The sequence below is a fragment of the Caballeronia sp. INML2 genome (genome assembly GCF_023631365.1).
Classification (GTDB): Bacteria; Pseudomonadota; Gammaproteobacteria; order Burkholderiales; family Burkholderiaceae; genus Caballeronia; species Caballeronia turbans.
The window spans coordinates 151,301-172,594 of record NZ_JALQDH010000010.1 but is presented as its reverse complement, the minus strand read 5'-3'; the positions used below and the strand labels follow the sequence as shown (position 1 = coordinate 172,594).

General features: G+C 62.7%; 18 protein-coding genes and 3 tRNA genes. 10 read left to right on the top strand and 11 right to left on the bottom strand.

Features of this window, described 5'->3' with window-relative positions; translation table 11 throughout:
* Positions 1 to 9: 9 nt before the first annotated feature.
* Positions 10 to 1,338, top strand: a complete 1,329-nt coding sequence (guaD, locus tag NCT32_RS03665; protein WP_061118866.1) for a guanine deaminase — start codon at positions 10 to 12, stop codon at positions 1,336 to 1,338.
* Positions 1,339 to 1,484: 146 nt separating this feature from the next.
* Entirely contained in the window at positions 1,485 to 1,922 is a 438-nt protein-coding gene (locus tag NCT32_RS03660; RefSeq protein WP_061118865.1) for a hypothetical protein, read from the top strand.
* Positions 1,923 to 1,934: 12 nt separating this feature from the next.
* Here NCT32_RS03660 and NCT32_RS03655 read toward each other — a convergent pair whose 3' ends face one another.
* The 8 genes from NCT32_RS03655 to NCT32_RS03620 all read right to left on the bottom strand — a co-directional run bounded on the left by NCT32_RS03655 (position 1,935) and on the right by NCT32_RS03620 (position 10,088).
* Positions 1,935 to 2,999, bottom strand: a complete 1,065-nt coding sequence (locus tag NCT32_RS03655) for a 2-aminoethylphosphonate aminotransferase (protein ID WP_061118864.1) — start codon at positions 2,997 to 2,999, stop codon at positions 1,935 to 1,937.
* Positions 2,999 to 4,156: a phosphonopyruvate decarboxylase gene (gene aepY / locus NCT32_RS03650; protein WP_250489909.1), complete on the bottom strand. Its 1,158-nt coding sequence runs from the start codon at positions 4,154 to 4,156 to the stop codon at positions 2,999 to 3,001. Before aepY ends, NCT32_RS03655 begins: the two co-directional genes overlap by 1 nt.
* Positions 4,149 to 5,846 (bottom strand): phosphoenolpyruvate mutase, encoded by a 1,698-nt coding sequence (aepX, locus tag NCT32_RS03645; RefSeq protein WP_061118862.1) that lies wholly within the window; start codon positions 5,844 to 5,846, stop codon positions 4,149 to 4,151. Before aepX ends, aepY begins: the two co-directional genes overlap by 8 nt.
* Positions 5,843 to 6,619, bottom strand: a complete 777-nt coding sequence (locus tag NCT32_RS03640; protein WP_061118861.1) for an NTP transferase domain-containing protein — start codon at positions 6,617 to 6,619, stop codon at positions 5,843 to 5,845. Before NCT32_RS03640 ends, aepX begins: the two co-directional genes overlap by 4 nt.
* Before the next feature lie 23 nt (positions 6,620 to 6,642).
* Positions 6,643 to 7,659, bottom strand: coding sequence for a flippase-like domain-containing protein (locus NCT32_RS03635; RefSeq protein WP_250489908.1), 1,017 nt, complete (start codon positions 7,657 to 7,659; stop codon positions 6,643 to 6,645).
* Positions 7,656 to 8,468, bottom strand: a complete 813-nt coding sequence (locus NCT32_RS03630) for a 2OG-Fe(II) oxygenase (RefSeq protein ID WP_061118859.1) — start codon at positions 8,466 to 8,468, stop codon at positions 7,656 to 7,658. Before NCT32_RS03630 ends, NCT32_RS03635 begins: the two co-directional genes overlap by 4 nt.
* Positions 8,465 to 9,163, bottom strand: coding sequence for a CDP-alcohol phosphatidyltransferase family protein (locus NCT32_RS03625; protein WP_061118858.1), 699 nt, complete (start codon positions 9,161 to 9,163; stop codon positions 8,465 to 8,467). The genes NCT32_RS03630 and NCT32_RS03625 overlap by 4 nt, the downstream gene beginning before the upstream one ends.
* Positions 9,164 to 9,371: 208 nt before the next feature.
* Positions 9,372 to 10,088, bottom strand: a complete 717-nt coding sequence (locus NCT32_RS03620; RefSeq protein WP_061118917.1) for a DUF4136 domain-containing protein — start codon at positions 10,086 to 10,088, stop codon at positions 9,372 to 9,374.
* Positions 10,089 to 10,309: 221 nt separating this feature from the next.
* Between NCT32_RS03620 and pepN the strand changes: the two genes are divergently transcribed.
* From pepN to NCT32_RS03595, 5 genes are all read left to right on the top strand, one after another.
* A complete protein-coding gene (gene pepN / locus NCT32_RS03615) occupies positions 10,310 to 13,027 on the top strand; it encodes an aminopeptidase N (RefSeq protein WP_061118857.1) in 2,718 nt (905 codons plus the stop codon).
* A gap of 136 nt (positions 13,028 to 13,163) precedes the next feature.
* Positions 13,164 to 14,183 carry a class 1 fructose-bisphosphatase gene (locus NCT32_RS03610; protein ID WP_061118856.1) on the top strand — a complete coding sequence of 340 codons (1,020 nt, stop codon included), beginning with the start codon at positions 13,164 to 13,166 and terminating at the stop codon, positions 14,181 to 14,183.
* A 53-nt stretch (positions 14,184 to 14,236) separates the two neighbouring features.
* Positions 14,237 to 14,312 (top strand) — tRNA-Thr (locus NCT32_RS03605).
* Between the two features lie 621 nt (positions 14,313 to 14,933).
* On the top strand, positions 14,934 to 15,083 hold the full coding sequence (locus NCT32_RS03600) for a hypothetical protein (RefSeq protein WP_250476429.1): 150 nt from the start codon (positions 14,934 to 14,936) through the stop codon (positions 15,081 to 15,083).
* 253 nt (positions 15,084 to 15,336) lie between these two features.
* Positions 15,337 to 15,939, top strand: coding sequence for a chorismate mutase (locus NCT32_RS03595; protein WP_061118855.1), 603 nt, complete (start codon positions 15,337 to 15,339; stop codon positions 15,937 to 15,939).
* Positions 15,940 to 15,946: 7 nt separating this feature from the next.
* Here NCT32_RS03595 and NCT32_RS03590 read toward each other — a convergent pair whose 3' ends face one another.
* Positions 15,947 to 17,092, bottom strand: a complete 1,146-nt coding sequence (locus NCT32_RS03590; RefSeq protein WP_250489906.1) for an exonuclease domain-containing protein — start codon at positions 17,090 to 17,092, stop codon at positions 15,947 to 15,949.
* 1,415 nt (positions 17,093 to 18,507) lie between these two features.
* On the opposite strand from NCT32_RS03590, the gene NCT32_RS03585 reads away from it, so the two are divergent.
* Entirely contained in the window at positions 18,508 to 19,650 is a 1,143-nt protein-coding gene (locus NCT32_RS03585; RefSeq protein ID WP_061118853.1) for a porin, read from the top strand.
* A gap of 73 nt (positions 19,651 to 19,723) precedes the next feature.
* Here NCT32_RS03585 and greB read toward each other — a convergent pair whose 3' ends face one another.
* Entirely contained in the window at positions 19,724 to 20,275 is a 552-nt protein-coding gene (gene greB / locus NCT32_RS03580; RefSeq protein ID WP_061118852.1) for a transcription elongation factor GreB, read from the bottom strand.
* A 173-nt stretch (positions 20,276 to 20,448) separates the two neighbouring features.
* Here greB and NCT32_RS03575 point away from each other — a divergent pair.
* Positions 20,449 to 20,525: transfer RNA gene (locus NCT32_RS03575), tRNA-Arg, on the top strand.
* 100 nt (positions 20,526 to 20,625) lie between these two features.
* Positions 20,626 to 20,702, top strand: a tRNA-Arg gene (locus tag NCT32_RS03570).
* A 61-nt stretch (positions 20,703 to 20,763) separates the two neighbouring features.
* Here the strand turns inward: NCT32_RS03570 and NCT32_RS03565 are convergent.
* Complete coding sequence (locus NCT32_RS03565; protein WP_061118851.1) at positions 20,764 to 21,255, bottom strand: phage protein NinX family protein; 492 nt, start codon at positions 21,253 to 21,255, stop codon at positions 20,764 to 20,766.
* Positions 21,256 to 21,294 lie beyond the last annotated feature (39 nt).

The window sequence follows — 21,294 nt, the reverse complement described above, 5'->3', positions numbered from 1 at the left end:
CGTTGCATCATGACTCAAACCGCCTACCGCGCCCAGTTGCTGACCTTTCGGGAAGATCCCGCGCATGCCGCTGACGGCGCGGTCTACGAGGCCGATGGCCTTCTGATCGTCGAGGACGGCAAAGTGGTCGCGGCAGGCGCGTATGCGTCGCTGCGCGAGCGGCTCAGCCCCGACGCGACCGTCCACACCATGCGCGACAAGCTGATCGCGCCGGGTTTCATCGACTCGCACATTCACTATCCGCAGACGGACATGATCGCGTCGCCCGCGCCGGGGCTGCTGCCGTGGCTCAACACGTACACGTTTCCGACGGAGCGCGGCTTCGAGAATCCGGCGGTCGCGCGTGAAACGGCGAGCTTTTTCATCGACGAACTGCTCGCCTGCGGCACGACGACGGCGCTCGTCTACTGCACGGTGCACAAGCAATCCGCCGATGCGTTCTTCACCGAAAGCGAGGCGCGCAATCTGCGCATGGTCGCGGGCAAGGTGCTGATGGATCGCAACTGCCCCGAGTTTCTGCGCGACACGGCGCAATCCGGCTACGACGACAGCGCGGAACTCATCGCGCGCTGGCATGGCCGCGGCCGTCAGCATTACGCGCTGACGCCGCGTTTCGCGCCGACATCGACGCAAGCGCAACTCGAAGCGTGCGGCGCGCTCGCGCAGCAGCATCAGGACGTGTTCATCCAGAGCCACGTCGCGGAAAACACGGATGAGATCAAATGGGTCGAGAGCCTCTTTCCGGGGCATCGCAGCTATCTCGACATTTACGATCACTACGGACTCTTGCGTCGCCGGGCGGTGTACGGCCACTGCATTTATCTCGATGACCGCGATCGCGAGCGCATGGCGGAAACGGGCGCGGTGGCATCGCACTGCCCGACATCGAATCTGTTCCTCGGCAGCGGCCTGTTCGACTTCGAGAAGGCGGGCGCGTCGAACATGCCCGTGGCGCTCGCGACGGACGTGGGCGGCGGCACGTCGTTCTCCATGCTGCAGACGATGAACGAAGCGCACAAGGTCGCGCGCCTGACCGGCCATCATCTGACCGCGACGCGCATGTTCTGGCTCGCCACGACGGGCGCCGCACAAGTGCTCGAACTCGACGACAGGATCGGCACGCTTCGCCCCGGCAGCGAAGCGGACTTCGTCGTGCTCGATCCGAACGCGACGCCGCTGCTCGCGCGCCGCACCTCACGCACGGAATCGCTGGAAGAACTGCTGTTCGCGTTCGCGCTGCTCGGCGACGATCGCGCGGTGTTCGAAACCTACGCAGCCGGCAAGCGCGTGCATTCGCGCGACACGCGCAACACGGCGAAGCTGGAGCTGGCGGCCTGACGCGCCCTCGACGCTTCATCCGATGAGCGGCCTGCGGGCCGCTTTTTTCGTTGGATCGACCACGCGCCACGACGATTCGCTCGATGTTTCGTGCAGATTTATTGCAATCTCGTTAAAGTGCAAGCTGTCCTGAACATCGTGTCAACATGAAGCACGTCGCCCGAACCTCCCGAATCGCGCTGACCGTGACGCTCGCGTCGCTCGGTGCGCTCGCGCATGCGAAGCCGATCGATGCGCAACTCGACTGCAAATCGACCGCGCATGATTTCGTCGCGCCGTTGCAGCGAGACGGACTGCTGGAAACCAGGCCGATGCGCGTGGAGCCGAACTCCGTCAACGCGTTCAAGCCCGTGAAAGGCGCGACGCTGACGGCTTATGGCTTCAAGGTCTATGTGGTCGTCGCCTACCAGAAGGACGACCCGATCTTCAGGCCCGGCAAGGGCGAGCCGATCGCCGATTCCGCTTACGGCGCGGTCGTGTGGGGCGGCGATAAAGAGGTCGAACAGCAGGTGCGCGCCGCGGGCAGCGACGCGGATGTGCACCACGTCGCGCCCTTCATTACGGCGATTTTTTGCAAGCAGTGAGCGGCTCGCGACTCAGCGCAGCAACTCGACGAACGACGAGATCAGCCGGTCCATGTCGTTGGCATCGACCGCGCCCATCGTCGAAATGCGGAACAGTTCCTTCGACAACCCGCCCTGCCCCGCATAGATCACGAAGCCTTTCGCCTTGAGCGCATCGTGCAGCTTGTCGTACGTGACGCCCGCAGGCAGCCGGTACGCCCGCAGCACGACCGACGACTCCTCGGGCGACAACGCGCTGTCGATGCCGAGCGCAGCCAGTCCCGAGCGGACCTGCTCCGCGAGCTTTGCATACCGCGCGTGACGCGCGCGCCAGCCGCCTTCCTCTTCGAACTCGCGCAACGCTTCGACGAGCGCGTAATACGCATGCACCGACGGCGTGAACGGCGTATTGCGCTCGTCCTGCAACTTTGCGAGACGCGCGATGCCGAGGTAGTAGTTGCGGCTCGCCGACTTCGCCAGCGCATCGCGGCGCGCGATGACGAACGCCGCGCCCGGCACGCCGTGCAGGCACTTGTTCGCGGTCGCGGCGATCGCGGCGATGCCGCCGCCGTCGAAGTCGATCGCTTCGGCGCCGAAGCTGCTCACCGCGTCGAGCAGCAGGCCGAGGCCGCGCTCCTTGCACGCGCGGGACAACTGATCGATCGCGTTCAGGCGGCCGGTGGTCGTTTCGTGATGGATGATCGCGACGTTCGTGAACGGCTTGCTGTCGAGCAGCGCGATGATCGCGTCGATATCCGGCGCCTGCATCCACTCGTATTTGGCGACCTCGTACTCGATGCCGTATTGCTTTGCGATCTGCGCGATGCGATCGCCATACACGCCGTTTTCGACGACGAGCAAGCGCCCGCCTTCCGGCACGAGACCGGCGATCATGCTTTCGACCGCGGCGGTGCCCGAACCCGTCATCAGCACGGCGCTCCAGACGGACGGATCGAGTTCGTAAGCGGCGACGAGACGCTTGCGCGCCTCATCCTGCAAGTCGAAAAACTCCGGCTCGCGATGGCACAAGTCGGTTTGCAGCAGGCTCTTGCGCACGCGTTCGCTCAGCGTGACAGGACCGGGATTGAGCAGCAGCATCAACGGCCTCCAGTGTGTTGTTGCAAGCGCGCACGCACGTCCTCGGGCGTGATCTTCGGGCGCGGCAAATCGCCCGGCGTGCCCGTCCTGATCGACAGACGCGCGAAACGCGCGCCGTTCACATCTTTCGCATCGAAAAGACGATCGATCACGCCGATATCGTCACCGTCGAGCGCGAGCGCGTAGCCGCACGCCGACGCGATCGATGCAAAATCGACTGCGCGCGAAACCGTCGCCTGGCCGCCCGTCGATTCGTGCGCGCCATTATCGAGCAGCAGGTGAACCAGATTCGACGGACCGTACGCGCCGAGCGTCGCGAAGACGCCCATGCGCATGAGCGCCGCGCCGTCGCCGTCGAGCGCGACGACGCGCAGGTCGGGACGCGAGAGCGCAAGGCCGAGCGCCATCGGCGTGACACAGCCCATCGAGCCGACGAGATAGAGCTGGTTCTCGCGGTCGTCGATCGCGTAGAGCTCGCGGCCGCAGAAGCCGGTCGATGCGAGCACGACCGTCGAATCCTTGGGCGTGTTGGCGATGACCTGGCGCAATGCCTCGTGGCGCGTCACGCGCTCGCCTTCGAAGCGCTCCACCGTTGCGGGATGCGCGTTGACGCGCACGCCCGACAAACCCGTGTTCTTCAATTCGAAAGGCGCGACGCTGCCCTTCTGCATGACGAGCGCATACGGGCGGCCGGTGCTGTCCATGTACTGCGTCGCGCGATCGAGCGCCGGGCCGATCTGGTCGGCTTCCGTCGGGAACAGCTCCCACGGAATCTCCATCGTCTCGAGCATCTGCGGGGTGATCGGGCCCATCAGCGCGTGCTGCGGCTCGTCATGAACGCCCGGCTGGCCGCGCCATGTGACGATCAGCAATTGCGGCAGACGGAACGTCCATGTCAGCGACGTCAGCGGGCTCACCGCATTGCCGAGGCCGGAGTTCTGCATCATCGCGATGCCTCTGCGCTTGCGACTTGCGCCCAGTTCGACCCCCGCGATCAGCGCGACCGCATCGCCCTCGTTCGCCGCCGACACATAGTGCAGCGATTCGTCCTGCAACACGTAATTGATGAAGGGCGTGAGAAACGAGCAAGGCACGCCCGCGTACCAGTCGAAACCGCGCTCGCGCGCGGCCTCGACGAACTGGGCGGCCTCAATCACGGGCGTTCTCCGTTCCTTCCGAGCCGATGGGGCTCTGCCCGTGGGCGAAATCGCCCGCGCGACGGAAATCGTCGAGGTCGTTGACGCCGCGCCAGTGGCCGTGCACGTATTGCACTTCGATCTTCTGCCCCGCGGCGATCAGCGCGTTGAGCAGCGCGGCCATGTCGAGTTTGTCGAAATCCGGGCGCTGTTGCAGCGTGCCGAGCGTCGCGAGCAGGCGTTCGCGCGCGCCGGCGCGCACCTTGATGAGGCCCATCCAGCGGCCTTGCGGCGCGCGGCCGTCCGTGAGCGCCTGCCCCGCGCCGACCACGCCGTCGAGCCACACTTTCTGGCCGAACAGCGCGCGGTCGTCGGCGGTCGAGCAGTACGCAAAATCGGTCGCGGCGGCGCCCGCCTCCGGCGCCTGCGACGAATCGACGACCACGCAGAAATCGCTGTCCGATTCGGTCAGGTCGCGCAGGATGTAGCTGCGAAACAGCAGGTCGCCGTAGGAGATCACGGTGTCGCCGTTCATGTGCCCGACGGCGCACGCGAGCGATGCGAGCTCGCCCGTGGTGTCATGGCGCTCGTTGACGACGAGACGGATGCCGCCCTTCTCGATCGCATCGGCCCGATAACCGCCGACCACGGTGATGTCGTTGATGCTTTCCTTCTTGAACGCCTCGACGAGATGCCGCAGAAGCGGCTTGCCGGCGACTGGCAGCATCACCTTCGGACGCGCTTCGGTCAGCGCCTCGAGGCCCGCGCCCCGGCTCGCCGCGAGCACGATCGCGCTGCGCTTTTCGTTGGCCGCGCTCAGGTAGATGTTTTCGGCAGCCGAATACTCGTCGGCGTCCTGCAGACGGAAGATCTCGTTCACCGACGCGATGCGGTCTTCCACGTTCACGAGCGTCTCGCTGTCGTGGATTTCCTTCGCGATCGCCTGCATCGCGGATACGGCGCCGCGGATCAGATGGTTCGCCCAGATCACGCAGCTGATACCGGCCTGACGGAACGCGTCGGTCGGCGTGCTGTAGTACTTCGTCGGCACGATGACGAGCGGACCGCGGCCCGCCCACTCGCGCGCGAAGGTCAGAATCTCGTCGGGCTTCGACAGCTTGCTGTGGATCAGGATCGCGTCCGCGCCCGCCAGGCGATACGCCTCGGCGCGCTTGAGCGCTTCTTCCATCCCCCAGCCGGCGATCAGCGCTTCCACGCGCGCGACGATCGAAAAGTTCGGATCGCTCTGCGAATCCTTGCCGGCCTTGATCTTGCCGCAGAACTCGTCGATGTCGGCGAGCGGCTGCGCTTCGCCGTTGATGAAGCTGTTGGTCTTCGGAAACTGCTTGTCCTCGATGCACACGCCCGCGATGCCGCGCTGCTCCAGCTTCCTCACGAGACGGCGCACGTTGTTGAAGTTGCCGTAGCCGGTGTCCCCGTCGAGCAGGATCGGCAGATCGCTGGCGTCGGCCATGAATTCGAGGTTGTCGACGACCTGCGTCCAGCTCGCTTCGTTGTTGTCGCGCACGCCGAACTGCGCGGAGATCGACAGGCCCGAGCCCCAGATCGCCTTGAAGCCGGCTTCCTTCGCGATGCGCGCCGAAATGCCGTTGTGCGCCTCCATCAAAAATTCGAGGCGATTGCTTTGCAGCATCTCGCGCAGGCGCATGGTGCGCGAATAGCCGACGGGAATGTTTCCGGGTGCGTTCATTGTTGAGAGGCTCCTGCAAACTGACGCAGCGCGTTCAACTGCGGCAGCACTTCATCGGCCGCGCGCTTCACGTCGTTCTGAAAATCGATTTCGATCCACGGTGCGCCGGTCACGTCGGCGATATCGAACACGTGGGACTTTTCCAGCAACAGGTCGCGCACCGCTTCTTCGTGCGGCATCTTCGCACGGCCCGTCGCCACATAATCGGCGCAGATTTCGGCGAGGCGCGTGGCCGCTTTCTCGTCGAAGCGGAAGAAGCCCACCGATTCGCCGATGGTGTCGTACTTCAGACCCGCCGCGACCTGCTTGCGCAGTTCGACCGGCACGCCATTCTCGACGCACAGCTTCACCGGTTCGTCGCCGGCTTCGAAGTCGCGATCGATCAGCAGGCGATTCACCGCGCCGCCCGCGACGAGCGGATCGAAGATGCGTTCGTCGTAGAGCACGTCGGCGTCCATCAGCAGGACATCGCCGCCGCGCGTCATCGCGTCGCGCGCGGTATGCACGGATAGCACGCTGCCGAGCGTGAATTCCTCGTTGACGACGATCTCGGTCTTCGGCTTCCAGTCGATGGATGCGAGCTCCGCTTCGATCTGCTCGCTCTTGAAGCCGGTCACGAAGACGACTTCATCGACGCCGGCGGCTTTCAAAAAGTGCAGATGACGTTCGAGCAGCGATGCATCGCCAAAACGGAGCAGACATTTTGGCTTTTGCTGGCCTTCGGGCTGAACGAGGCGCAAGCCCATCCCGGCCGCAAGAATAATTGCGCGCATGCTTGGTTCCCTTCGTGGGTGGGTCAGTCGATATCCGGCACGCGCGCGAGACGGCGGCGCTGCCAGCCTTTTTCAACGAAATGCAGATAGACGAAGCCCGGCACGCCGAGCAGCAGTTCGCGCGCGCGCTTGGCGAGCGACAGCGCGAGCGCCGCCTCGGGCGGCAGGCCGACCAGACGCGCGAGCAGCAGATAGCCGCCTTCCTGCACGCCGAGCGAGCCGGGAATCGCGAAGGCCGCGCCGCGGATCGCCTGGCCGAGACTTTCCAGCAGCAGGGCTTCCGTCCAGCCGACCGGATGGCCGAGCAGATGCAGCGCGAGCCACACTTCGCCCGTGCCGACGATCCAGCCGATGAAACTCAACCCGAAGCTCGACGCCACCTTGCCGCGCTCGCGATACATCTCGTGCACGGCGGCATCGACGGCTTCGGCGCGCGTCACGAGCGACGACCAGTCGCGTTTGGCCGAGAATTTCGCGGCGATGCCCGACGCGAAGCGCATCGCGCGGCCGAAGAGACCGCGCCGCTGCGCGAGATAGAAACCGAAGATCATGAGGCCGATCACGCCGATCACCGACAGCACCGCGATCGTCACGGTCGACGACGAGCCGCCCGCCGCATAACCCGTCAGCAGGACGACGCCGATCAGCGCGAAGATCAGTTGCGCGACGGTCTGCATCGTCGTGCTGACGGTGATGACCGCGGCCGCGTCTCGCGCGCGCATGCCGCGCTGCGCGAGATAGCGGACCATCAGCATCGGCCCGCCGATCTGGCCTGCGGGCATCAGGCTGTTTACCGATTCGCCGGCCCAGCGCGCGAGCAAGGCGTCGAGCAGTGACACGTCGCGCTGACGGTCGGCGAAGAGCACGCTGATCGCGACGGCATCGATGACGAGCGGCACGAAGTGAAAGGCCGCGACCGCGACCAGCCCCCAGCCCGCCGCGGCAAGCGTCGATGCAACGGAGCCGAAGCCTTGCCAGCCGAGCAGCGCGATGAACAGCACCACGCCGACCGACAGCAGGAATGTGCCGGCGCGGCTCATGCCTGTCCGTTCGTGCCGCCCTTGCGGCGAAAGACCTGCCTGAACCCGAAATACGCGATCGAGTCCTTCATGTTCGAGATGAAGCGCTGGAACGGGCGCATGGTCGGATTCGTCACGTACTCGAACGTGAGCGACACGCGCATCTCGTTCTCGCCGAGCGGCGTGACGCGATGGCGCAGCTTGTCGCCATCGAAGAACACGAACGCGCCGGGCGGATACTGCACCGAGCCCGGCTGATCCGGAACCCCGGGCGTCTTCGTGTGCAGTTCGTAGTCGAGCTTGCAGGACGAATCGTCGATCACGCCGAGCAGGAGCGTGTAGCGCCGGCCGTCGTAATACGACGTGTCGTAATGCCAGCCGATGTGGTCGCCCGGACGTGTGTAGAAGTACAGCGCGTAGGCGTGCGGATCGTCTTCCGGCGAAAGTTGCAGCTTGTCGCCGGTGATCGTCTCCAGCCACTTGATGAGCGCTTCCGAACGATACAAATCCGCGATGAACGGCGCGAGCTTGTCGAGCGTATGGCGGCTCACGCTTCCGCCCGCCTTGTGACCCGGCAGATAGTTGCGGTTCACGGACGGCATCACGTCATGCACGGCGGCAATCAGCCGCTCCGTGTAGTCGCGCGGCAAAAAATCTTCGATGTAGAGAAACGAGCCTTGCTGGCCGTATTCGTCGCGCAGCTTCGGCGTTTGCAGCGCGGCGAGCCGCGCGTTCATGGTCGAATCGATGTCGCGCTTCGACGGGCGGGTCGCCGCAGCCCCATGCGCCGGTTGCGTCAGCGTGCTGTCCGGAGTTGCCGTATCGCTCATCTCACCGCCTGAAAATCTTTGTCGTCTTTTGCGTGGGTGGCCTGCGCACGGCGTTTCAACTGCGCGGTCACGCGCTGATAGTCCACCGCCACATAAATGGCGAAGAGCGGCGCGCCGATCGCCGACGCGACCAGAAACGGCGTCATGCCATTCAGGATGGTCACGACCGGCAGCAGATACAACACGTCTTCCGTTTCGAATCCGCCCATCGACGCCTGCTTCGTGCCGGACTTGCCGACCATCGACTCGACACGCATGCGCAGAAAAAAGATCAGCGCGACCGCCACGCCCGCAATGCCGCCGAGCCATTGCGCGGGCACGATCATCGACGGATGGTGCACGGCGACATAAAACCCGATGCCGAGAAACAGCAACACGGTCACGAGCGCGTCGCACGCGAGGTCATAGAAGTGGCCGATCTTGCTGGACTGTCCGCTGATGCGCGCGAGTTCGCCGTCGGTGTGATCGACGAGATTCGACAGTGCGATCAGGAGCGCGCCTAGCGTGCACATCCAGAACTGGCCGAGCGACAAATAGTACGCCCCGGCCAGACCGATAACGAGGCGCAGCGTGGTCAGGTGATTGGGCGTTACCGGCGTGCCGACGAGCGGCGTGACGAGGCGGCGTGCGAGCCGCGCGTCCCATGTGGTGGGCTCGGGAACGGTTTTAGGATCGGGCGGACACGATTTTGTCATCCCGGAAATATATCGCTAATTCGCCGAAGCTGCATATATTGCGGCCCAGCATCGAGGCGATGATTCCCTGTTTGGTCAAGGCTGACGGGCGATTCTGAAACTTTCGCTGACATCGTGAGCAGCACCGAGTCGCCACACGTCGCGGCAATATTTTCCGATGCGATCTTCGACGTTGCGACGGCGCGTGGCCGTCGCATTCGCCTCTCGATCAATCGACGGCCTTGGTTGCGGGCGCGGGCGCCGCGCTGCGTTCGTTCGAGCCGGCTGCCGCCGTTTCGTTGGAGATGCCGCCATGCTGGTCGACCGGCAGCGTCACCGTGCGAACCGTGCCGTTGCCGAGCGGGAAATTCGCGAGCGCGCTGCGCACGAGGTAGGGCATCGCCTGATAGAGCGAAGGGTCGCCGGTCGAGTTGACCGCCGTCACCTTGTAGGTCTCGCGACCGGTCTTGCGATCGTTCATGCGGATTTGCAGCGCGTGGATGTAGATCGGATAGCTCTGGTCGACGTAACCCGCCGGGCCCCATGGTCCGTACGGCCCCCACGGACCCCACGGTCCGCCCCCGAACGGACCGCCCCAGGGGCCGTACATCGGCCACGGATCGTAGTAGACCGGCTGGCGCACGGTCATCATGTCGCCGCGAACCGAATAGGCGAGCGCGACCTGATAGTTCGCGCTCGCCTCCGGCACTTGCCGGAAGTTGTATTTCGAGAGCTCGCTCGCGACGAGCGTCTCGTAGGTCGTCTGCTCGATGCTGTTTTGCTGCTCGCCCTTGCGCGCGAACGCATACGTGCGCGCCGAGTCGCTGCCGCTCCAGTCGGAGAATGCGGTGACCTGCGTCTGGACGTAGGTCGTGCAGCCCGTGAGCCACATCGCCATCAATATCAGCGCCGCCCATCTGGCGAGCGTCCTGATCGGAACATTCATGGTCATCCTCACTTCGTTCGGCACCCTTCCCAGTTATAGATAGCACCGCCGCGGCTTGCACGGCGGCGTCCTGTTTTGTGGGGTCCACGACGCGCTGCGCCGCCCGATTCGCGATCTCCGGACGGCTTGTACAATGATTCGACCAGGCGCGCACGCGTTGGTGCTCGAAAGCACACACGCCCGACGCCCCCGCCGTTCAATCCAAACATGAAGATCTTGCCATGTCTACCACGACCGCATCCGCTGTGATTCGCCGCCAGGACTACACGCCGCCCGCCTTCCTGATCGACTCCGTCGCGCTCGAGTTCGATCTCGTGCCGGCACGCACGGTCGTCAAGAATACGATGAAACTGCGCCGCAACCCCGACGCCCATGGCGACGCGTCGCGGCTCGAATTGATGGGCGAACAGCTCGAATTCGTGAGCGCGGCGATCGACGGCGTCGCGAACGCGGATGTCCGTGTCCACGAAAACGGACTGTCCATCGGCAATATTCCAGCGGATGCGTTCGAGCTCAGCATCGAGAGCATTTGCAATCCGGCGGAGAACACGACGCTCTCCGGGCTTTATGTTTCCAGCGGCAACTTCTTCACGCAGTGCGAAGCAGAAGGCTTTCGCCGCATCACCTACTTCCTCGATCGCCCCGACGTGATGGCCACCTACGTCGTCACGCTGCGCGCCGACAAGACTGCTTATCCGGTGCTGCTGTCGAACGGCAATCTGATCGAGGAAGGCGATCTGCCCGATGGCCGCCACTTTGCCAAATGGGAAGACCCGTTCAAGAAGCCGAGCTACCTGTTCGCGCTCGTCGCGGGCAAGCTCGTGTGCATCGAGGAGCGCATCCGGTCCGGATCGGGAAAGGAAAAGCTGCTGCAGGTCTGGGTCGAGCCGCAAGACCTCGACAAAACCCGCCACGCGATGGACTCGCTCATCAACTCGATCCGCTGGGACGAAAAGCGCTTCGGGCTGGAGCTGGATCTGGACCGCTTCATGATCGTCGCGGTGAGCGACTTCAACATGGGCGCGATGGAGAACAAGGGTCTCAACATCTTCAATACGAAGTATGTGCTCGCGAATCCCGAAACCGCGACGGACACGGACTTCTCGAATATCGAGGCGGTGGTCGGTCACGAGTACTTCCATAACTGGACGGGCAATCGCGTGACCTGTCGCGACTGGTTCCAGCTCAGCCTGAAGGAAGGCCTCACGGTGTTCCGCGATCAGGAATTCTCGGCCGACATGGCCGCAGGCGATGCCGAAGGCGCGGCGAGCGCCGCGGCGCGTGCGACCAAGCGGATCGAGGACGTGCGCGTGCTGCGTCAGATGCAGTTCGCCGAGGACGCCGGCCCGATGGCGCATCCGGTGCGCCCGGAAAGCTACGTCGAAATCAACAACTTCTACACGATGACCGTCTACGAGAAAGGCTCGGAAGTCGTGCGGATGTACCAGACGCTCTTCGGCCGCGACGGTTTCCGGCGCGGCATGGATCTTTATTTCCAGCGGTTCGACGGCCAGGCCGTGACCTGCGACGACTTCCGTCAGGCGCTCGCCGACGCGAACCATCGCGATCTTGCGCAGTTCGAGCGCTGGTACAGCCAGGCGGGCACGCCCCGCGTGTCGGTCCGCGCGAACCACGACGCGGCGAACAAGCGCTACACGCTGACGCTCACGCAAGGTTACGGCGACGCATCCGAAGCGGCGCGCGCCACGCAGAAAGGTCCGCTGCTCATTCCGTTCTCGGTCGGTCTGATCGGGCAGAACGGCGCGGATTTGCCGCTGCGTCTCGAAGGCGAGAAAGAGCCGAACGGCACGACGCGCGTGCTCGAATTCACGGAGCGCGAGCAGACCTTTACTTTCGTCGACGTGAACGAGAAGCCGCTGCCGTCGCTTCTGCGCAATTTCTCGGCGCCGGTGATCGTCGAATACGACTATACGAACGACGAGCTCGCGTTCCTGCTCGCGCACGACAGCGATCCGTTCAACCGCTGGGAAGCCGGCCAGCGTCTCGCCACGCGCGAGCTGCTCGCGCTTGCCGGGCGCGCGGCCAAGGGCGAGCAGCTTGCCATCGACGATCAGGTGATCGCGGCATTCGCCCGCGTCCTCGAGGACACCACGCTCACGCCCGCCTTCCGCGAACTCGCGTTGATGTTGCCGTCGGAAAGCTATCTCGCCGAGCAGATGGCCGTGTCGGATCCGGCCGCCGTGCACGCGGCGCGCGTCTTCATGAGCCGCCGTCTCGCGTCGCAATTGCGCGACAAGTGGCTCGCGACGTATGAAGCGAATCGCACACCGGGCGAATATCGCCCGCTGCCCGAGGATGCCGGCAAGCGCGGGCTGAAGAATCTCTCGCTCGCCTATCTGAGCCAGCTCGACGATCCGCGCGAAGCCGTCAAGCTCGCGCAGGCGCAATACGATGCCGCCAACAACATGACGGACCGCTCGGCGGCGCTCTCCGCGCTGCTGCTCGCCAGCGCGACGAAGGGCGCGGACCCGAGCGTCGCGGACGCGGCGCTTGCGGACTTCTATCGACGTTTCGAGAACGAGGCGCTCGTCATCGACAAGTGGTTCGCGCTTCAGGCGACGCAGCGCGGCGGCCCGGATCGCAAGGTGATCGAGATCGTGCGCAAGCTGATGCAGCATCAGGCGTTCAACATCAAGAACCCGAATCGCGCACGCTCGCTGATTTTCAGCTTCTGCAGCGGCAACCCGGCGCAGTTCCACGCCGCCGACGGTTCCGGCTACGCGTTCTGGGCAGAGCAGGTGATCGCGCTCGACGCGCTCAATCCGCAGGTCGCGGCTCGTCTCGCACGCGGACTCGAACTGTGGCGACGCTTTACGCCGCAGTTGCGCGAGAAGATGCACGCGGCGTTGAGCGAAGTCGCGTCGAAGGCGAAATCGCGCGACGTGCGCGAGGTGGTCGAGAAGGCGCTCGCGGCTTGAGCGCCGTGTCATCGTAGCCTTTCGCTGTGTAGCGACGGCCGCGCGAAGTTTTCGCGCGGCCGTCGCTGTCACATGGAGTGGCCGGGGCGAGCGGTTAGAATCGTGAATATTCGTCTAACGCTCACGGAGCCCAAGCATGTCCTCCATCTCCAGCCGCACCACGCTATCGAAATACCTCATCGAACAGCAGCGTGAACACCAGAACCTGCCGGCCGACCTGCGTCTCTTGATCGAAGTCGTCGCGCGCGCGTGCAAGCAGATCAGTTATCACGTGAGCAAGGGCGCGCTGGGCGAGGCGCTCGGCTCGGCCGGCAGCGAGAACGTTCAGGGCGAAGTGCAGAAGAATCTCGACGTGCTCTCGAACGAAATCCTGCTCGAAGCCAATGAATGGGGCGGCAACCTTGCCGCGATGGCATCGGAAGAAATGGAAAAAATCTTCCCGATTCCGAATCGCTATCCGAAGGGCAATTATCTGCTGACGTTCGATCCGCTCGATGGCTCGTCGAACATCGATGTCAATGTATCGATCGGCACGATTTTCTCGGTGCTGCGTTGCCCGGACGGCGTCGAGCCGACCGAGCAGGCGTTCATGCAGCCGGGATCGCAGCAGGTCGCGGCGGGTTATGCGGTGTACGGCCCGCAGACGGTGCTCGTGCTGACGACCGGCCACGGCGTGAACTGCTTCACGCTCGATCGCGAACTCGGTTCGTGGGTGCTCACCCAGCGCGACATGACGATCCCGGTCGAGACGCGTGAATACGCCATCAACGCGTCGAACAGCCGGCACTGGTACGAGCCGGTGCAGCGTTATGTCGACGAACTGAATGCCGGCAAGGACGGCGCGCGCAAAGAAGACTTCAACATGCGCTGGATTGCATCGATGGTCGCGGACGTGCACCGTATCCTGAATCGGGGCGGCATCTTCATGTATCCCGCCGACAAGCGCGATCCGTCGAAACCCGGCAAGCTGCGCCTCATGTACGAAGCGAACCCCATGTCGTTCATCGTCGAGCAGGCCGGCGGCGCCGCGACCAATGGCGAGGAACGCATCCTCGATATCGTTCCCACCAGCCTGCATCAACGCGTGGCCGTGTTCCTCGGCTCGAAGAGCGAGGTGGATCGCGTGACCCGCTACCATCTCGAAAACAAAAATTGATTCAGGGTATTGCCAAATCGAGAATGTGGTCGCTATAATCTTGTTTCTCTGATGCCGGAATAGCTCAGACGGTAGAGCAGCGCATTCGTAATGCGAAGGTCGGGGGTTCGATTCCTCTTTCCGGCACCATCAAGATTTAGCAATGTCAGAAACCCGCGGTCACGCAAGTGATCGCGGGTTTTTGCTTTTGTGCTTCGTGTTTGCGATTTGCTCCGCGATTCAGCGACGTGTTTTCCCGCTTTTGCAACAGCCGCAGAGTTCGTACACAGTATTGCGACAGGAACCGAAATCGGCTTCATCGATTTCACAAGCTGCCGCTCTGAGCACCTGATTTGCCCTATATGTGCGCTTTCGTACAACAACAAGCCATTTTCCGCCCCGCACCATCGAGCGTCAACGCTGGTTTCCCGGTATCGTTATATCCATAGAGGAAAAGCTAGAGTTTAAGTACACGGTTGGCTGCTCCACGCCGAGCCATGCTGGACGTGGCCTGCGAGGCGGTCATGACCAATAGGGAAAGCTGTATCTTTTGCGTCGGATTCGGCAGAAGGAAGGCAAAGAATTACCGCTTTGACCCGTTCTAACGAACGGTCATGCGCAAACAATGAATCTGCTTAACCGGCTCAAGCCGAAGCGGCTGCGATCCGATAACGCATTTATAGAGAGACCCGTTTTCATGTCGCATGCGGCGGCGCAAAAACCGCATCGACCAGGTTGTTGCAAATGTCGTAGTCACCGAGGAGAGAAAACATGGACGCAAAACCGACCAAAATCCCGACGCCCGACACGGTGCATTGTCCGGATCCGGAGCCGGTTGGCGTCGAGTTTCTCGCGACCGAATTGCCCGAACACGTGCGCGCGTTCTTCGACGAACAGCGCAAATCGGCGCAGTCGAAATAGGCGAACAGGCTGATCACGCCGTCGTCGTGAGAACGACGCCCGCTGCGCGCGGCGCACTCGGACCATCCGGTCCGGACGTGGCTGAAGCCAGGACGCCTCGCGCCCCTCGTTCATGACCGCATTCAGGCGCGTCGTGCGTTGCGACTCGTCGAATCCTTTCCCGTCAGTAGGCTGCGCTCATTCCGATGCGAAGGCGCTGCGCTATTCTGGCGCTTTTGCCCGCGCTTTTGCCCGCGCCTTTGCCCGCATACCGATGCGCCGCCGATCGAATTCATCCCTCCTCGCCTTTGCCGCAGTTACCTGCGTGCTCGCACTCGCCGCGCCCGCGTCCGTTCACGCGGACGGCGACGACACACCCTTCACCAACGTCATCGCGCTCGTCTCGCAACGGCTCGCGCTCGCGGAACCGGTCGCGCGCTGGAAGTGGGCCCATCACGAGCCGATCACTGACGCGCCGCGTGAAGAGGCGTTGCTCAAACACGTCGAGGAAAAGGCGTCGGCCGCGCAAGTCGATCCTGAATTCGCGCGGCAGTTTTTCCGCGATCAGATCGAAGCCAGCAAGGATGTACAGAACGCACTCTTCGCCAACTGGCGCGCGCTGAAGGCGGCGCCGGAAGCGTCGCCGCCCGATCTCGTCAACGAGACGCGACCGAAGCTGGATCGGCTCACGCAATCGCTCATGTCGGCGCTTGCGCATGTCGAGCCGATTCGTCATGCGGAGGACTGCCCGGTGCGACTCGCCGAGAGCGTCGCGCGATGGAAGCATTTGACGCGCTACAACTCGTCGATGAACGCCCCGCTCATGCGCGCGCTTTCGCACGTATGCGCGTCGGGCGGCGTGGGCGCGGTCGGGTGATCGCGCGTCAGACTGTGGACGCGAGCGTTGCGCAGGCGAGCGGCGTCACGACGAGCCCGCGCGCGAGACGCTCGCTCAAGATGCGATAGGTCGACAGCTCGAATGCGGGCGAATCGACGCTCGCGTGCAGTGCGCCAGCCTGGCCGAGCGCGTCGATGGTGCCGAGATAGCACCAGTTGTCGATGACATGCCATGCGGGTTGCCCCGACGCTTCGTCGCGTTCTTCGATGGCGATCGCGCCCGTGTAAGGCCACGACGCGCCGCGAACATCGCCCGGACGCGATTTCAGCGCGCGATTATGCGCCGGACGCGCGTTTGCGATCCATTGCGCCTCGGCCAGCAGCGCGCCGATTTCGCCGCCCGTCGCCCTCCACTCGAGGCGGCGCACGAGCGCCGCCAGCCGCAGATCTTTTGCCGAGCGCCGCGGCCCGACGAGATGCGAGCGCACGCGCTGCCGCAATCGCACGCTTCTGCCGGCATAGAGCGGCGTGTCGTCGTCGCCATAGAACATGTAGACGCCACAACCCGCGGCGATCTGCTCGATCGTGTCTTCGTCGATATGCGCCGCGAGCTGGAACCGGCGCGTCACGCGTTCGAGGTGCGCGCGCATGGCATCCGGCGGGATCGCGCGATGCAGATGTTGCCAGAATTGCCAGAGCAGATCGGCGTCGGCGAGCGCTCGGTGCCGCGCCGAAGGCACGAGCGCGTGACGCTCGATGAGCGCATCGAGTCCGTGACGGCTTTGCGCCGGATAGACCGCGCGGGAAAGCTGCACCGTGCAGAGCACGTCGGGTGCGAAGCGAAGCCCCATGCGCCTGAATTCGCCCTTGAGGAAGCCGTGGTCAAAGTGCGCGTTATGCGCGACGAAGAGCCGGCCATTCAACCGCTCTAGCAGACCGGATGCGAGTTGTTCGAACGTCGGGGCATCGCGCACCATCGCGTCGGTGATTCCGGTCAACTGCTGCACGAACGCGGGAATCGGCCTTTGCGGATTGACCAGCGATGTCCATTGCGAAACGCCCAATGGCCACACTTCCACGATGCCGATTTCAGTGATGCGGTCCACGCCGAACGTTGCGCCGGTCGTTTCAAGATCGACAAAGACGATGGGCTCGGAGGGAAAGGCAAGACTCGTGGGCAGTTCGGGATGCATCGTGGACGACGGTGGCGGCTCTGGCCTGGAGCGTTGGCGGGATTGCCCATTCTAACGCAGCACAGGTTGGCGGGCTTGGCTCAGGGAAGCTGCTTCGCGGCTTACTTGCCGCGATGCGATGATTTGAAGCGAAGGAGCTCTATAAAACTGCGGTCTTTCAGTCTTTTATTATTAAGCACGCGCTGATTTATTTTTGTCGCAATAGCGGATAACCCGTAAAGGCATTTGCTGATTAACAAAATCGGATCTTTTACGAGCAAGGTGGATTGATCCGATCGGCGCTGCAAGTTCAGGCATCGCGGCTGGACACTCGGGCGCACCGGTGCCGGGCTTGGCGCCGCGCCGGACGGCTGTCGCGAGTAGTGTTCGCCGCTCGCGGGTTTTAGGCTCGGCAGAACGAAAATCCGGCTATTAGAACTGAATAATTTTCAGCGCAGCTTCGGCATAAACTAAATCATCCGCTCCTCAGTAGATATCACGTCGTACTCGAAACAAGATCCTTTAAAAGGATTGTCGAGCAATATCCGCACTCCCAGTTTCTCGGACAATATTTCACCGTACATGGACTCGCCAAATGCAATCAAACAGGATTATTCGATTCGTAAATGTTTGCTCGTCTTGCCCGATCCTCCAGCGTTAAGCAACATGAAACTGACTCACCGGTTGAATGTAACGGAGGCGACCAACAATATTTAACTGGGTCGATTCGCGCAATGGTTGAGATCGCTTGCCGCGCCCTCGATCACAGAGGCGGCTGAGATCCGTTCGTCGCTTGATTAAAATCCCGCCCGGCAGGGCGATCACTGGCAGGACCTCCTCTCGTCGCCCATGGATGCAACGCACCCCGTGGTGAAGGACCGGGCGACGCCGCCTCACAGCGACCTTCTCACGAACGACGACGCCCGACTCGATCGAGCAAAAAAAAGCGCGACCGGGAAGTCGCGCTGACAAAGTTTGGAGATCTTTTCCGTCAACGAAAAAGTCTGCTTCGGAAAGCAGAAACGACAGTATAGCGATGCGGCCCGCATTAATTACCCGCAAAACTCGCAAACTTCTGTTTCAAATATCTCAACAATCCCGTTTTAGAAATTTTCCGTTATTTACTGTCACGAATCATGTCGCGCAAGCGCAACGTCGTTTGGTTGACACCTTCGCCCGTACGACTTTATTCGCCGATAAATCATTGTATATAAAGAAAAATATACGCCGCGGCGATCATTGCCGCATCAACAATGGTTTATTGTGGAAATTGGAAGGCCCCGCCTGTAACGCCGTCTTTACACTTCGTCTGGTCCGGAAACAAATGTATCGCATCTCGATGCATTGCTCATCCGCCCGCGCCTCTCGCAGCGCGCCGGAGCGAGGTTTCCTCAAAGCCTGGGTCCCCGGCCCAATCTGCTCTCGGAGTTACAAAGATGAAAAAGACTCTTATGGTCGCTGCCCTGACGGGCGTTTTTGCTACCGCCGCCCACGCGCAAAGCAGCGTCACGCTGTATGGCCTGATCGATGCGGGCATCACCTACACGAACAACCAGCAAGGCCACAGCAACTGGAAGGCGACGAGCGGTTCCGTGAACGGTAGCCGTTGGGGCCTGCGTGGTTCCGAAGACCTCGGCGGCGGCCTGAAGGCGATCTTCACGTTGGAGAACGGCTTCAACATCATGAACGGCACGAATGGCCAAGGTGGTCGCGAGTTCGGCCGTCAGGCATTCGTCGGTCTGTCGAGCAACCAGTTCGGCGCGGTGACCCTGGGCCGTCAATATGACTCGGTCGTTGACTTCCTCGGACCTCTGGCTCTGACGGGCACGCAATACGGCGGCACGCAGTTCGCCCACCCGTTCGACAACGACAACCTCGACAACACGTTCCGCGTCAACAACTCGGTCAAGTACACGAGCGCGAACTACGCCGGCTTCAAGCTGGGCGCGATGTACGGCTTCTCGAACGAAGCAGGCGGCTTTGCGGATAACCGTGCATACAGCGTCGGCGCGTCGTACAACTACGGTCCGTTGAACGTTGCGGCCGCGTACATGCAGTTGAACAACGTCGGCTCGCCGACCAACAACGTCGGCGGCGCGATCACGACCGACAACACGCCGTTCGTCGCTGGCCGTCAGCGCATCTTCGGCGGTGGCCTGAACTACGCGTTCGGCCCGGCAACGGTCGGCTTCGTGTTCACGCAGACGATGCTGGACAACGCTTCGTCGATCACCAACGTCGGCTCGCAAGGCGCTGGCTCGATCAACTTGACCGACGGCCACGTTCGCTTCACCAACTACGAAGTCAACGGCCGCTACAACCTGACGCCGGCTCTGTCGATCGCGGGTGCTTACACCTACACCGACAGCCGTATCGACGGCGAGAAGCCGAAGTTCCACCAGGTCAGCCTGCAAACGGCGTACGCGCTGTCGAAGCGTACCGACGTGTACCTGCAAGGCGAATACCAGCACATGACCGACCAGGACGGCCTGCCGATCGGTGCTGTGATCAACGGCGTGGGCATGTCGTCGAACGGCAACCAGGTTTCGGCTACGGTTGGCATGCGTCACCGCTTCTAAGCTTCACAGGCAGTCCTGCTGTAGAAAAGCCGCTCTTCGGAGCGGCTTTTTTTGTCTGTACGCCGACTTCAGATCAATGCGGATACCGCACATCCAGAATGTCGATCTGCTGCACGCCCGCCGGCGTATGCAGCGCGACCGTGTCGCCGATCTTCGCCTTCAACAGCGCCCGCGCGACCGGCGAGATCCAGCTCACATAGCCGACCTCCAGATTCACCTCGTCCACGCCGACGATCGTCACCGTCTTCACATCGCCGTCTTCGCCCGCGTAGTCGACCGTCGCGCCGAAGAACACCTGATCCACGTTCTCCTGCTTGCTGCTGTCCACGACTTCCGCCAGATCCAGGCGCTTCGTCAGAAAGCGGATGCGGCGATCGATCTCGCGCAGCCGCCGCTTGCCGTAGATGTAGTCGCCGTTCTCCGAGCGATCCCCGTTGGAAGCGGCCCAGGAGACGAGCTTGACCACTTCCGGGCGCTCCGTATCCAGAAGCTGCAGGAGTTCGTCACGCAGCCGCTTGTGTCCCGCCGGCGTGATGTAGTTCTTCGTGCCCGCCGGAACGTCCGGATGGCCGAGTTCGAGGTCGTCGTCGGTGTCATCCGACTCTTTCACAAATGCCTTGTTCATGATGCTGCTCGATGCCGGATGATGTCGAATTTGGTAAGGGACTTGGCTTTCCACTCAGCAACTTACCACGCCGGAAGCCCCTTTCGTAGAAAGCACGCTGATAGATAATTCGATAGATTGGCCAAAACCCCTTCCATTTCGGAACAGGCTTGGCTATAATTCCGCTTCTGCGTGCGGCTGTAGCTCAGTTGGATAGAGTACTTGGCTACGAACCAAGGGGTCGTGGGTTCGAATCCTGCCAGCCGCGCCACCTATTCTGATCTTTTCACGTTCGGCGGTCGCGCCGCTCGATGAAAAGATCAAGCGCTTAACCAGAAGCGCAGTGCAGTTTAAGCAGTACCGTTTTGCGTGCGGCTGTAGCTCAGTTGGATAGAGTACTTGGCTACGAACCAAGGGGTCGTGGGTTCGAATCCTGCCAGCCGCGCCATCTTTCGAAGGGCCTTCCATACGGAAGGCCCTTTTTGTTTGCCGCGAAGCTAGGAAGTCGTCTATTGCCGCGGTACAGAGCCGATATCGCCGATATGCAACTCAGGCCTCGGCACATCCTCCACCGACGCCACCGCGCTCGATTCCCCGATCGGCTCCACCCGCGTGCCGAGCAAAGTCTGCGAACGGCGCAGGAACTCATCGTCGACGGTATCGCCGAATGCGTGCCGGACAAAGGCGCGCAGCAGCGCGATGCGCAACGACGCGCCCCGCCCTTCCACAGGCTTGCCGTCCTTGCCGAAGCTCACGGTGCAGATCACCTCGCCGCGCCCGTGATCGTGCATCTCGAGTTTGCAGGCGCGCTCCAGAACGACGGCCGCCGCGTCCCACGACGTCGACGGCAGGAAACGTCCGTCCCACGGTTTGCCGCGGTCGTTGCCGCGTATGGAAAGCGTCTCTCCGCTGTCGGTGAAATGAATTTCTCGGATGAATTCGTGCAGTCCGCGCGCGACCCAATAGTCGAGCGTGGCGCCTTCGAGATCGGAAGTGTTCATTGCGGCGCTCTCTCCTGTTCGTCAGTCGACGACAGGCAT